General features: G+C 40.1%; 12 protein-coding genes. 3 read left to right on the plus strand and 9 right to left on the minus strand.

Going from position 1 to position 14,251, the window contains the following annotated elements:
- Positions 1 to 7: 7 nt before the first annotated feature.
- From C8R34_RS00190 to C8R34_RS00205, 4 genes are all read right to left on the minus strand, one after another.
- Positions 8 to 385, minus strand: coding sequence for a hypothetical protein (locus C8R34_RS00190; protein WP_110336665.1), 378 nt, complete (start codon positions 383 to 385; stop codon positions 8 to 10).
- The gene (locus tag C8R34_RS00195) at positions 385 to 1,185 is read right to left on the minus strand and encodes a transporter substrate-binding domain-containing protein (RefSeq protein ID WP_165872483.1); all 801 of its coding nucleotides are present in this window, start codon (positions 1,183 to 1,185) and stop codon (positions 385 to 387) included. The genes C8R34_RS00190 and C8R34_RS00195 overlap by 1 nt, the downstream gene beginning before the upstream one ends.
- Before the next feature lie 147 nt (positions 1,186 to 1,332).
- Positions 1,333 to 1,782: a PQQ-binding-like beta-propeller repeat protein gene (locus C8R34_RS17315; protein WP_110336669.1), complete on the minus strand. Its 450-nt coding sequence runs from the start codon at positions 1,780 to 1,782 to the stop codon at positions 1,333 to 1,335.
- A gap of 383 nt (positions 1,783 to 2,165) precedes the next feature.
- Positions 2,166 to 4,349, minus strand: a complete 2,184-nt coding sequence (locus C8R34_RS00205; protein ID WP_110336671.1) for an EAL domain-containing protein — start codon at positions 4,347 to 4,349, stop codon at positions 2,166 to 2,168.
- Positions 4,350 to 4,827: 478 nt separating this feature from the next.
- Between C8R34_RS00205 and C8R34_RS00210 the strand changes: the two genes are divergently transcribed.
- The 3 genes from C8R34_RS00210 to C8R34_RS00220 all read left to right on the plus strand — a co-directional run bounded on the left by C8R34_RS00210 (position 4,828) and on the right by C8R34_RS00220 (position 9,190).
- Complete coding sequence (locus tag C8R34_RS00210; protein ID WP_110336673.1) at positions 4,828 to 5,109, plus strand: encapsulin-associated ferritin-like protein; 282 nt, start codon at positions 4,828 to 4,830, stop codon at positions 5,107 to 5,109.
- Positions 5,110 to 5,132: 23 nt separating this feature from the next.
- Positions 5,133 to 5,585 (plus strand): hypothetical protein, encoded by a 453-nt coding sequence (locus C8R34_RS00215; protein WP_207896419.1) that lies wholly within the window; start codon positions 5,133 to 5,135, stop codon positions 5,583 to 5,585.
- A gap of 638 nt (positions 5,586 to 6,223) precedes the next feature.
- On the plus strand, positions 6,224 to 9,190 hold the full coding sequence (locus C8R34_RS00220; RefSeq protein ID WP_110336675.1) for an EAL domain-containing protein: 2,967 nt from the start codon (positions 6,224 to 6,226) through the stop codon (positions 9,188 to 9,190).
- A 123-nt stretch (positions 9,191 to 9,313) separates the two neighbouring features.
- Here C8R34_RS00220 and C8R34_RS00225 read toward each other — a convergent pair whose 3' ends face one another.
- From C8R34_RS00225 to C8R34_RS00245, 5 genes are read right to left on the minus strand one after another with little or no spacing between them, the layout of a single operon-like run.
- Positions 9,314 to 9,778: a peroxiredoxin gene (locus C8R34_RS00225; protein WP_110336677.1), complete on the minus strand. Its 465-nt coding sequence runs from the start codon at positions 9,776 to 9,778 to the stop codon at positions 9,314 to 9,316.
- A 5-nt stretch (positions 9,779 to 9,783) separates the two neighbouring features.
- Positions 9,784 to 11,121: a c-type cytochrome biogenesis protein CcmI gene (gene ccmI, locus C8R34_RS00230; protein ID WP_110336679.1), complete on the minus strand. Its 1,338-nt coding sequence runs from the start codon at positions 11,119 to 11,121 to the stop codon at positions 9,784 to 9,786.
- On the minus strand, positions 11,118 to 11,642 hold the full coding sequence (locus C8R34_RS00235; RefSeq protein WP_110336681.1) for a cytochrome c-type biogenesis protein: 525 nt from the start codon (positions 11,640 to 11,642) through the stop codon (positions 11,118 to 11,120). Before C8R34_RS00235 ends, ccmI begins: the two co-directional genes overlap by 4 nt.
- Positions 11,643 to 11,655: 13 nt before the next feature.
- Complete coding sequence (locus C8R34_RS00240; RefSeq protein WP_110336683.1) at positions 11,656 to 12,186, minus strand: DsbE family thiol:disulfide interchange protein; 531 nt, start codon at positions 12,184 to 12,186, stop codon at positions 11,656 to 11,658.
- Positions 12,183 to 14,243: a heme lyase CcmF/NrfE family subunit gene (locus tag C8R34_RS00245; protein WP_110336685.1), complete on the minus strand. Its 2,061-nt coding sequence runs from the start codon at positions 14,241 to 14,243 to the stop codon at positions 12,183 to 12,185. The genes C8R34_RS00240 and C8R34_RS00245 overlap by 4 nt, the downstream gene beginning before the upstream one ends.
- Positions 14,244 to 14,251 lie beyond the last annotated feature (8 nt).

The raw sequence follows: 14,251 nt of genomic DNA on the forward strand, positions 1-14,251 counted from the left end.
AAATGATTTAAAAACGCAATTCAAATTGTCGTTCCAATTCGATCTGTGGCGCAGAAATTCTATCTTGGCTATCGGGAATCGTCTGTGGATGCTGCTTGTTATGCTCCGCATAATGAAATTCAGCTCCTTTCCAGCGATATCCCTTTGATGATTCATCAGCATGCTCGCGCCATTGCCGCGCTTTGGCTTTGGGTTCATTTTTAGATTGAGTACCACGATTAAATTCTGAATCGGATAACTGCTGTTCACGATAAAACTCATCTGGAAAGCTGAGCTTTAGTCTTGTTTCTGCCATTGCGATAGAAGCCAGCAATAGCAACATCGTAAGAAATACCCTGCGATCGAACATTGCGATAGCGACACGATCGAGTGGAATGATTGCCATTATTTCTTTTTCCAATCTAGCGATTCGAACCAGTACTTATGCCTGGATGAGATCCATCTATCTGCATCCCGAGCGGTAATCCAGGAATTAAGATAGTTCAGAAATTCTTGATTACCTTTATGGATTGCCATTCCAGCTTTGTAACCAAGCAGAGGTTCTTTAAGTGGGGTATCCACCTTGTCAGGATATTCGAGCGCCAGATAACGTGGTATCGGTGTCGAATCGAACCACGCATGAATTTCACCATTCAAGATTGCTTTTCTGACATCATAGTGCTGCTTAAATGATTTTATAGTGGCTTTCTCAAACATCTTTTTGGCTAGTTGCTCAGGTGCAGTGTTGCTGACTACACCGATCGTAATCTCAGGATGATTCAATTCATTCAGTGAGTTAATGTGAGCTGTTTTTGAGAGTGAAGCTGCAACGTCAAACCCAGCAGATGCATATGCGCTGGAAAAATTGACACGCAAAGCACGTTCCGGGGTTATTGCCATGCCGGATATAATAATATCTATCTGTTTTGCTTCAAGAGCACTGATCAATTGTGACCATTCAAGAGTAACAAATGTAGGTTGAACACCCATATCTTTTGCAAGCTGTTTAGCCAGTTCAATTTCAAATCCGGTTAAATTATCTGCTTGATCCTTAAAAGCCCAAGGTTCATACAATGATACCCCAACACGTAGTTGCTCGGACTTCAATATTTTTTCAAAAGTGTCGGCATGGACGTGGTTGGCGAGAATCAGAAAGGTAGTCAGAAAAAACAAATACTTTAGTCGATTTATAGATTTAAATGTCATTTGGTAATCTAGTAGTTTATAAGGTTCATCAAACATAAGCGCTAAACAAGAATTCGTCAAACTTAGATGACATTTAACGAGTTCTGTGAATTTAAAAAATACTTTCTTATTTTATGATGTTATTCGTGGAATCCAATGAGCCCGAGTTCAATTTCCCGTTCTCTGAGACGGGGTTTCAACTCTAAAATAAAAATTAACCTGATCAATGGAAGCGGGTCTATTTCTTATTGGGTAACGCAAAGGTAACAATGTAATCACCTCAGTCATTCGGATTGTAGCAAGCGCACTTGCTGTCGTAATAGCGAATTGACGTCCTGTACGTTCGTCAATATAACTCATCGGCGTTGCTTGCGCACCGGAAAGTAGTCTCCCTTGCCAAAGGACTTCACCCGTTTCTACATCATACGCACGAAGATAATAATCCTGGGTGCCTCCGTGAAGAACGATACCGCCTTTCGTGGTTATTGTCCTACAAGACTTAGCATACCGACAAAAAACCCCAATTGTGGCTGAATGATACCAATAGAATAGTCTATTGCAGTGCCTGCGAGCTGTTGCCAGATCAGCTGACGACTCGCCAAATTGTACTGCTAGCATCGTATTGAATCATAACCACGTCGAATTATCTCAGTTTTTCCGAAAGCTTTCTAATTTGAAGACCTTATCAGTCTAGCTCCCATTATTAGCGATAATATGTCATTTTAAGTTCAACTGGTCTAACAATCGCCGATTATTGAATCGATTCACTCATTCTGAGGTGATGACTATAAAGGATGGTTTGGTTTTTTGGTGAGAATTGATGGACGATCTAGTGATCAGTTTTTTTAACCATGCCACAAGCAATCAATATAAATAAGTGCTTGTAATGAATGACGGAACATCGCACAGAGTGATCTTCTATTGATCATCATATTTTCAATGTGATAATGCTTAAAAACTGTCAGAATTCTTTGGCAAAGAGGAAATGACATAAATTTTATCTAAAGTGATTGTGCCAAATGTTCTTGGTAGATAGCTTCTGCAGATGAAGGCTTTCCAAAATAATAACCTTGCGCATAATCGCATTTATATCGAGACAAAATATTTAATTGGTCCGCATCTTCAACACCTTCAGCAATAACTTTGTAGCCTATGCCATGCGCCATAGTGATAATAGATCTAACCAGATGTTGACTCTGCGTATCAGTTGTTATGCTTTTAATGAAACTACGATCGATCTTAATCATATTGAACGGATATCGGTTTAAATAGCTTAAAGACGAATAACCTGTACCAAAGTCATCCATGGTTATCATTATGTTGCATTCTCTGAGGCTAGTCAGTGTATCAAACACATATGAGTTCTTGCTCATTAGCAGTCCCTCGGTAATTTCAACATCCAGGCTATTAGCGCTGAGTTTATGCTTTGCCAATGCATTTTGTATCGTAGCAAACAACAATGGATCATAGAATTGGCGCGGCGAAAAATTAACTGCCATTTTTAATGATTGATCCTGTGTTTTTTGCCAGATTGAAAGTTGCATCAGCGCTTGATCCAAAACAAATTGACCAATCTGAATTATTAGATCGGTTTGTTCTGCCAGAGGAATAAATTCATCTGGCGAAACTTCACCCAGTTCCGAATTATGCCAGCGTATCAATGCTTCAAATCCAATTATTTTCCTTGAAACAATATCAACTTGAGGTTGATAAAATACTTTAAATTCACCCAGCCCCAAAGCCTTGTTGAGCTGTTCTTCAAGCTTGAGTCGATACTCGGCAATTTGATTCATCGATTTTGTATGAAATGTATAAGTATTCCTGCCATTTTTTTTGGAATAATACATCGCGGTATCTGCGCTTCTAATTAAAAGTGACGGCGTGTCACCATCATCAGGATAAACAGCAACTCCCATACTTGCAGATATCGGAAAATTCCGATTCCTGATTTGACAGCTTTTACTAAATAAGTCTTTAATTCTGCCCATTAATTGTTGAATAGATGCAATGTCGTCCAAATTTTCCATCAAAATGATAAATTCATCGCCACCAAACCGGCCCAACATATCGTTTGTACGGAGGATGGCATTGATTCGACCTGCAATATTAACAATCAATTCATCGCCGCTTTCGTGTCCCATGCTATCGTTGATTTTTTTAAAATCATCGAGATCGAGGAAAATAACAGCAACTCTTTGTCCACTTTTTTTGGCAACTTCGATTAGCTGATTTAACCGATGAATAATCAGCCTACGGTTCGGTAAGCCTGTCAATTGATCAAACAATGCGAGCTGGCGCAGCTTATCTTCGTGTGTTTTTTGTTTGGTGATATTTTCTCGAATCAACAAGTAATTATTGGGATTTCCAGACTTATCCAAAATACTGGAAATTTGTACATGTTCCCAATGTTGACGATTATTCTTATCCAGCGTTTGAATTTCTCCTGTCCAATAATTGTTGATCAGTAATCCACGCCGGATATCTTCTTCAGTTAAATTGGACATTTGATTTCTTAATAAATTATTCAATGCCTTGTCAGATGATTCATTATTGAAATGCGCTGATAGTTTTTCATAACCTTGGTTAGCATAGATAATGTCCAGCTTTGTATCCGTAATGGCAATAGCATTAGGACTTTGCTGTAGAGCTTGTAGCATGATGTTGAATTTCTCATTGGCTATACTCGCTTCTTTCGCGTAATAGTGCTTTTGATAAGTAGCTTCCAATCCATAAAGCACACTTTGTTGGAAACGCTTCAATATTTTCATGTATTGCAGGCAATAGGCATTTTCTTTATTGTCGAGTATGCAAATAGTCCCGAAAATTTCTCCATAAGGCCAGGTAAGTGGCAAGCCATAATACGAAATCATGCCTAAAGCAATGTCAGGATTTTTATTCCATTTTGGATCTTTGAGTGCATTGGGAACTAGCAACTCATTTCGTGTACTCATTACAGTTTCACAGTAGAGACCAATATTCAAAGGCGATTTTTCACCTTGTCGATAAACATTATCTTTATTACTGCTTGTAGCAAATACTTCGAGATCTTCTGCGTGTACCCGCATGACGAGTGCGGCGGGTATCGAAAAAATTTCCGCCATGAGATTTACCGTTTCCTGCCACGAATTAAACATCAATTCAGAAACTTCCAGGTTATCTAAAACAGAATATTTAGATGTTGACATAGAGATTTCCTAGCATAAGTATAGTGATTCAAATTTGATGGAATTGTATGCGTTGATGGAACTGATAATGTTGCCATTGATCAAGGTATTATGAGAGAAGAACAAATGTGCATACGATATACGGCAATTATTCTTTGAAATAAATAGTTGCAGTGATTACGGAATAAGGATGCAACGTTCGGCATGAAATGTATTTGCTGAATATTCGCAGCAATATGCTTTATTGATGGGGAGTAACAACGAGATCCCAAAAGCGTCTGTCATAAAGATGATGAACGTGTCGATTTGAATTTCTGATGATTGTTATGAGTATTACTCGCCATGATACTGATCGGTTAAGATGAAATCCACCGCAGTGAATTAGGGCAATCAATAATAAGTTACGGTATTATATTAATCGCAGAATTGATTAGCAAATAGTCAATTCAAGTTTAGCTTAAACTTTTAAGTATCAATACATCAAAAACTGGCGAAAGAAATGGCAAACGAAGGTTACCACGAACCGATAAATGAACTGACTGACGAAACCAGAGATATGCATAGAGCAATTACTTCGTTGATGGAGGAATTGGAAGCGGTAGATTGGTATAACCAGCGAGTTGATGCATGCAAGGATAGACAATTGAAAGCAATTCTAGCGCATAATCGAGATGAAGAAAAAGAACATGCTGCAATGGTGCTTGAATGGATCAGACGAAAAGATCCTTCTTTTGATAAAAAAATAAAGGACTATTTATTTACCGATAATTTGCAGCATTAGCTCGCAAGTTCCGTCGTTTTCACATGTCTATCAAGGAAGATATACTCGAACAACTCGTGGCGGAGTACTTACTTCACGAGGGCTATTTCGTGCAGCACAACCTGAAGTTTCGACCTGATGAAGCACATCCCGATTTTGTGCGACAATTAGATTCGAACCACAGTGACATCGATGTTGTTGGCATTCATCCGCACCGGCAAGGAGAGGATCGCGTTGTTGCGGTAAGCTGTAAAAGTTGGCAAAGCGGCTTCAATCCTAAGACCGAGATCGAAGCGATCGAACAAAATAAGAAAATTTCTGGCCGAGAACGATGGAAGCCATTCCGTGAACTTGTTAACCCCAAATGGTCCGAAGCGTTTCTTCAGCGAATGGAAGACGCAACCGGAACCCGGCGCTTTACTTATATCACTGCGGTAACGCGGATCAATGGCGAGAAATTGCTGTGGGAAGAAAATCCAGCCTTTCGTCGCGCATAAAACGGGAATCCAATAAAGATCCTCGATATGTGCAGTCTATTGACATCGGTATTGCCGAAGTTAACCACTACACCAGCCAATACAAATATTGGTCGTATCCTGCAGCTCATCAAAGCTGCCGGCATTGATATCAAGGTATAAGAGAGAAGGGAAAAATGTTCAATAGTCTGGAACAGCTATTGTTTTCGATCATTGGAGTTGCCATTCTGTTTTATTTTGATAATTATCCTCAGCTTGCGATATAGAAAAAACTGCAAAAGCAATGGGTCTTTGAAACATATGCAGAAACGATGGCCCTCTGTTTTCCCAAGGATATTTTAGATCGCAAAGCTTTTTTATATGGCACATAACAGGATTCTTCGACCACAATGACCGGAATGGTGGTCAAAAATAAGAAAGATGTAGAAGTTATTTATATATGTAAAATCTATTCCATTAGATCAGAGCGAGAATCATCCAAAAGAAAACAATGCAGCAATTTTAGTTTTTAGTGTTAAATTATATGGATTCTTTGTTTGTTCTATCAATAACAGATATGTGCGTACATATCCAATTATGATTCTTTGGTTAATTGCTCTTTTTACTTATTCGAGGGGTGGTCTTAGTTTTGACACTAAAAATTCTCCGAGGAAATCAAAATGAAGATAGCGACAACTGCTGCTATTGCACTGGCTATCCCTGCGATTATTTCCGGTCTTCTGGTACTGAATATTGGGAAATTATCATCAATCAATAAACAACTGACCCTTACTAAGGGAAACAATATTAAATCAATTCATCTGGCTAATGAATTACGGCAGAGCTCTGATGACCTTACTCGCATGGTTCGCACTTATGTGGTAACCGGTAATACTGCTTATCGAAACTATTTTTATAAAATATTGGCAATTCGGGATGGAACGGCTCCCCGACTAGCAGATTACGGCAGCATATATTGGGATTTGATAATCCCAAATGAACGCGAACCACGAGAGGAGGGATTACCACAGATTTCCTTAATGGAACAAATGACGCAAGCAGGGTTTAGTCAAGAAGAATTTAACTTGCTTGCAGTGGCACGATCACGTTCAGATGCGCTGGTCAAGCTTGAATCCGATGCAATGGATCTGGTGATACGCGCGGCATCCTTATCTCCTGACGACGAACGTAAACGCATATGGTTAGAAAAAGCCAGAGATCTGGTGCACGGTTTGGAGTATCACCATGCAAAGGCAGATATTATGACACCTATAGATAGTTTCTTCAAAGAGGTAAGAGCTCGTACCAATCGAGAAATCTCATCCTTAGAATACCAGCAAAAGGAATTGATATTTCATACTTGGGTAGAACTGATTGCCATTATCCTCGGATTGATAGCGGCCTTATTTCTGATGCACCGACAGATTCTCAGGCCAATTCAGGATCTGGTCAAAGGTACTTCACAGATTTCCGTTGGAAATTACCGCGTCACAATTGACACAGAAAGTAACAATGAAATCGGTCAATTAATACATGAATTCAATAAGATGACCCATGCGATTTGGCTAGATATTGTACAAAAGGAGAAAACACGGCAATTTGCTGAAACGAAAGCTTCAATAACGATCGGTATGTATTCTCAAGGATATCTGGAAACGGAATCGAATGGAACAATAGTATTTGTTAATGATGTCTATACTCGAACCAGCGGATATCAAGGATGGGAATTGATTGGAAAGAATATCAGTAAACTGGATGCGAATCAGTCAACTGATGAAATCACAGCTTATTTTTCCCAGCTGGCACAAAAAGGGCATGCACAGATGCGTACACAACATGTAAAAGCTGATGGAACTATTTGGCCTGTAAATGTCACAAGCCGACTATTCCCCGATGGAAGTGGTATGAGCTTCTCTTTTATTGAAGATTTGAGTGAAATATTGGAACGTGAAAAGAATGCCGAGTTAGCTGCTCAAGTACTTAATACCATGAACCAAGCAGTAATTGTGTGTGATGCGAATTTTTGTATTTGCTCAATGAACCCATCTGCAGAAAAAATAACCGGGTATCGTTTGGAGAGTATCAAAGGTAAGAATGCAAAACTACTCTATTCTGAGAAATTTATTGAAAAACAGAATCTCCCCGACGGAATGTGGACGTTGCTTATGCGTAAAGGACAATGGAAAGGTGAAGCGTGGCAAGTTCGAAGTAATAGGAAAGTATTCCCTACCTGGTCAACGATTAGCGTTGTGTTGGATAATAATAATGATATCGATCGGTATGTCTGCGTATTTTCGGATATATCAGACCTAAAAAAAACAGAAGCGATGATCTGGAAGCAAGCGAATTTTGATGTATTGACGGGATTATTGAGTCGAGCTGGTTTCGAAATGCGCTTTGAACAAGAATTGAATCATCATCACCGCGCTCATAAATCGTTTGCAATCGTCTATTTAGATCTAGATGGGTTTAAAGATGTAAACGATAGTCTTGGTCACGGCTCTGGTGATAAGGTGCTGATAGAAGTAGCGAAACGTATCAAACAGTGCATACGAAAACCCGATCTGGCTGCGCGCTCTGGAGGCGATGAATTTACTCTGTTATTGACAAATATTGATTCACCGGAACAGATTGGCCCGCTGACCAGTAGGATTATCGCGTTGATTAATAACGTCATTATCATTCCTCCCAATGAAGTACGAGTAGGGGCAAGTATCGGTATTGCCCTGTATCCAGATGACGGAGATACATTGGAGGAGCTGTCCAAGCATGCCGATTTGGCAATGTACCATGCAAAAAACTTGGGTAAAAATCAAGTGCAGTTCTTTCAGCGAAACATGACAATTCGGGCAAATAATCGGCTAAAAATGATCAATGAACTACATCATGCCGTAAAAGACATGAGCTTTGAAGTTTTTTATCAGCCTAAGATTCGCTTCTCCGATCAGCATTTTATTGGTGTAGAAGCTCTGATACGCTGGCGCGTAGACAATGAAACATTGATTGGTGCCGATGAGTTTATTCCTTACGCAGAAGAAACTAACCTGATTATTCCGATCGGTGCATGGACCATAAGAGAAGCTTGTCGACAAGTTTCTAAATGGAATCAATATCATAAAATACAGCTATGTGCTGCAGTTAATTTATCTGCCCGGCAGTTTCGTACACCGAATTTAGCAAATGAAATACTTAATATTCTTAACGAGCAGAACTTCCCACCTCATTTACTCGAGATTGAAATTACTGAAAGTACTTTGATTGATGATTTTGAAAAAGCGATTAATACTTTGAATCAGCTTAATGAGATAGGCGTTAAAGTAGCAATTGATGATTTTGGCAAGGGATATTCGTCATTGTGGCAGTTGCAACGTTTTCCAATCAACACGCTTAAAATCGATCAATGTTTTGTGAATGATTTAATCAACGATATCAAGGCTGAATCTATCATCCGCACAATAATAAATTTGGGTAAAAACCTGAATTTATCCGTGGTCGGAGAAGGCGTTGAAGTAGATGAACAGGTACGTAAGCTCACAGAATTCGGCTGCGATATCGGACAAGGTTATTATTTCTCTCCTCCGGTTTCGGCAGCGGTTATCGATGAGAAACTGTCAAAGCGGGGAATACTCGCTTTCAGCAAAAACTAAATTGTATCGGTTCATCGTCGCACCAATACTCGCCTTCTCTACAGCATCTCGCATCCCAGCAGTCTATGCCTAACCAGATCCCGCGGCAAAAACACGGAGAATCACAAGTTCACAAGGTCAGATTCACTTGAATGCAGTGACAAAACTCAAAACTTCTTGAACGTGCCCCGGCACTTTTACACCCCGCCACTCTTTTCTTAATATACCTTGCGTATCGATTACAAACGTACTGCGTTCAATGCCACGAACTTGCTTTCCGTACATGTTTTTCATTTTCATGACGCCAAATAAGTTACAGACACTTTCATCTTCATCACTCAATAATTCAAAAGGAAACTGCATTTTTTCCTTAAAATCCTGATGTGATTTGACACTATCTCGTGAAATACCCAGAACAATACAATTATTCTCAATAAACTCATGCCAGTGATCACGAAAATCCTGACCCTCCAAGGTACATCCTGGCGTATCGTCTTTAGGATAAAAATAGATAATAAGATTTTTACCTCTATTGGCTGACAACGAAAATTCTTTATTGTCAGTTGAGGGTAAAACAAAATCTTCAACAGGGTGATTAATCGTTAACATTCTGTTTATGGAGCCAGTTTATTAATCACGATCGATACATTATTGTGGCCAAGTTTGACTGGCTCGCTAAATCCTAGCAGATCCCCACTAGCAGTGACTGCTTGCCCGGATTTCGAGACTCTGGCCTCAATCACCACTTCTGGGAAGCTCGATATTTTCATGGAGGGCATCATCGCCATATCATCAGTTAATGTAAAGGTAGCGGGGAGGTCACTCGCCTTCAAACGCAAAATAGCCAGCGGCATTTTAGGTCCTGTTTTAGCACGAGCATAGATAAATAATGTGTCATTAGGAGAAGCTTTTGACGTTAGCTCTTTACTAATAGTCACTTGCCCAGAAATTGAAATCGAATTCGATGCAGCTACATTTGAGCTCTTTTCAGGTTGGGACTGAGCAACGGAGTTCTGCTGCGATTGTGATTCGGTGACTGTAGCGGCATGTTGTTCCGATACAACCCTTTTACCACCATCTGCTGCCAGTGATCTAGCCTCATCAATACTATCTTTTACTGATTTAGCTAATTGAGAGTCAACGGGAATTACTGCCAGTAATTTCTCCCAATGAGCCGCAGCTTGTTCAAATTTTTCTTGCTCAAATTCAGCTGTTCCCGCCAGAGCTAGCGCCTTTGGATATTGTGGATCAATACTCAAAGCTTGATAAATCAATTCGGTAGGTTTTCCTGCCAAATTCCCTTGATTCTTCATTGCCAGTACGTCAGCATAATCACTCAGTATCTGAGGGTTATTGGGAACTAATTCTGCCAATTTAGCATAGGTATTACTCGCATCAGTATAGCGTTCCATGATCGCATACGTACGACCTAACATTATCCATCCTTCTATGTCTTCAGGATTTTTATTTAATCGCGCGACAAGATTGTCCAAAACAGATGAAAAGTCATGTCCAGCAGGAGAGTCATTACCGCCACCGCGATTCATTTGTGTCGCATTAGCAAGTTGTGCTTGCGGTAATAAACCTCTTGTATCTCCAATTACCAAATACAGAAAAACTGCCGTAAGTGGCAAAGTTAATGTAATAACAACTGAGGTTGCAATACTGTAAATTTTCTTATTTTTCTTAATAATCGCTTTCTCTCCTTCAGGAACGTCTTGTAACATGCGCTGCTGAAGTTCTTGTTTACTTTTGCTATATTGCTCGCGAGTCAAGATATCATTTTGCAAGTCATTATCGAGCTCAGCCAATTGATCACGATAAACAGTGATGTTCACTGCATCATGCTCTAAATTTTCTTGTTGTATATTCCTATTTCGCAATAGTGTAGGCACTACAAATAACAAGGCTGTTACAATAAAAACACCAGAGATAACCCAGAATGACGTCATAAGTCCTTACCTTTATTCTCGTTCAGTAATGCCTCAGCTTTTTTGAGCTGCGCCTCGGATAATGGCACATCCTCTATTTGTCTGCGCCGACGCCTTAAATAAATTATCAGCGATCCAAATCCGATAATAAACAGAGCAACAGGACCAAACCACAACAATATTGTCGTGGGCTTCATGGGCGGATTATAAAGAACAAAGTCACCATACCGATCAACCAAAAACTGAATAATTTCCTGATCATTTTTATTCGCTTTAATTTGCTCACGAATTTCACGTCTTATATCATTAGAAAACTCAGCGCGGGAATCAGCGATTGATTCATTCTGACAAACCAAACAGCGTAAATCCATTGTTAATGCCAACATTCTCTTCTCAATTTCAGGATCTTCTGCAACGGGTATCGCTTCCTTAGACCACGCCAATGAAGGAATAATAAATATCAGAAAAAGAAAAATGACAATTCCGTTTGCTCTCTTCAATTGACACAAAGCCCAGTCGTGCTGATTATGATCTCTAAACATATTTATTAATTCTCTAGGCTTGTTTTTGCAATTCAATAATGAGTGGAATGATTGTTTTTTCTAATGATTCCACAGTTACTGGTCCGATTTGTTTATGCCTGATGATCCCATTTTTATCAATAACATATGTCTCAGGAACACCATAAACACCATAATTAATTCCAACCTTTCCATCCGAATCAACGATACTGATCGTATAAGGATCACCATATCGTTTCAACCATTGCATCGCAGTAGTACGTTCGTCTTTATAATTAAGTCCATATATTGGCACAATACCCGAATTAGCCAACTGAACTAACAGTGGATGTTCATCACGACAAGCAACACACCACGACGCCCATACATTCAACAACCAAACCTTACCAAGGTTGTCACCTGACGCCATAACCTTATCAGGCTCATGTAAATGGTTAAGCTGGAATACAGGAGCGGGCTTGTCAATAAGTGGCGATGGAACCTGGCGCGGATTCAATGTAAGGCCAACCAGCAAAAATGCTGCGAGTACCATAAAAGCAAATAATGGAATTAGATATCGCATCATACTTTTCTGGTTTCTGTGGATAGCACAGAATTACTTATCGCAGGAGTAACTGCTACTGGAGGAGCTTCTGATGATTGCGAGCTCTCAGTTTCTATATTATTAACCACACTATGACTTGTTTTGCTAATTTTCAAACGATAACGACGATCCGTTACAGAAAGAATGCCTCCGATCGCCATCAAAAAGCATCCTAACCAAATCCAGTCAACGAATGGTTTATGGTAAGCACGAACTACCCAGGCATTATTAGCTAGCGGCTCACCCAAAGCCACATAAAGATCTCGGAATAAACCGGTATCAATTGCTGCTTCTGTCATTGCCATTCCAGACGCATTGTAAGTGCGTTTCTCAGGATGCATAGCACGAATAACTTTATCATCCTGAATTACATCAATATCACCACGAACTGCTTTATAGTTAGGACCAATGACATCACTTGTTCCATTAAACTGGAATGTATACCCTCCAACGGTTACCCTGCTACCAACGTCCATACGAACATCTTTTTCAGTTTCATAGCTATTTACCAGTGTTACGCCAATAATAAACACAGCTACACCGATATGTGCACAATGCATTCCGTAATAACTTCTGGATTGCCTAGCCAATCGAGCGAATATACTGCCTTGCCCACTATTACTTAAGCGATGCTTCAAATTAACAAATGCACATGCAACAATCCAAAATGCTAATAATAAACCAAAGCTTACCAGCGGCTTCCACTCTCCCATTAAATATGGAGTCGTGAGAGCAGAAATGACACTCACAGCAAATGCCCAACGTAAGCGAATTACCAGTGTAGGCAAGCTCATTTGCTTCCAGCGAGAAATGGGGCCGATACCAATCAAAAAGATTGCCGGTGTCATAACGGGAACAAACACTGCTTCGAAATAGGGGGGGCCGACCGACAGCTTTCCAAGACCTAACGCATCAATAATCAATGGATATAACGTACCCAACAGGATACTGCCTGCCGCCACTAATAGCAGTATATTGTTTGCAAGTAATAATGACTCTCTCGACACTAGCTCAAATTTTCCACCCAAACCAACTTTAGGTGCTCGCCAGGCAAATAATAATAAAGAGCAACTCATCACTATAACCAAGAATGCGAGAATAAATACACCACGTGCTGGATCTGTTGCAAAAGCATGCACAGAAGTCAGTACACCTGATCGAACTAAAAATGTTCCTAGGAGACTTAATGCGAATGTGCTTATCGCCAGTAATACTGTCCAGCTTTTGAAGCTACCTCGTTTCTCAGTAACAGCTAATGAATGAACTAATGCCGTACCGACTAACCAAGGCATGAATGATGCATTTTCTACTGGATCCCAGAACCACCAACCACCCCAACCCAATTCATAATAAGCCCACCAGCTCCCCAGCATGATCCCAATAGTCAAAAATACCCAAGCAACTATTGTCCAAGGGCGTGACCAACGCGCCCAAGTTGCATCTAGTTTTCCACTGAGCAAAGCAGCAATAGCAAAAGCAAAAGCAACTGAAAAACCTACATAGCCCATATAGAGCATCGGGGGGTGTATCACCATACCTGCATCCTGCAGTAATGGATTTAAATCACTGCCCTCTAGTGCTGCAGGTAATAACCGGTCAAATGGGTTTGAAGTAAACAGCATAAATAGTAAAAAACCTACACTAACAAGCCCAAGAACACCCAAAACTCTCGCCACAACATCATCTGGCAATTGCTTACTAAAAACACTCACAGCCACAGACCAGCCTGCTAGCATCAAAACCCATAATAATAAAGAACCTTCATGAGAACCCCATGTAGCAGCCACCCGAAAATGAAAAGGCAATTCTGAGTTTGAGTTTTTTGCCACATTCATTACTGAGAAATCGCTACTGACAAACGAATACCCCAAGCATAGAAACGCAATTAAAACAAAAACGAATTGCCCCTGCACCACTGGTTTGGCCAACGCTATCCATGACGGAATACCTCGTGCAGCACCAATAATAGGCAGTGTTCCTTGTGTGATGGCTAAAAGTAAAGCGAGAATTAGGGAAAAGTTACCAATTTCTGGAATCATAATTTTAT

The organism is Nitrosomonas sp. Nm84, assembly GCF_003201565.1.
Classification (GTDB): Bacteria; Pseudomonadota; Gammaproteobacteria; order Burkholderiales; family Nitrosomonadaceae; genus Nitrosomonas.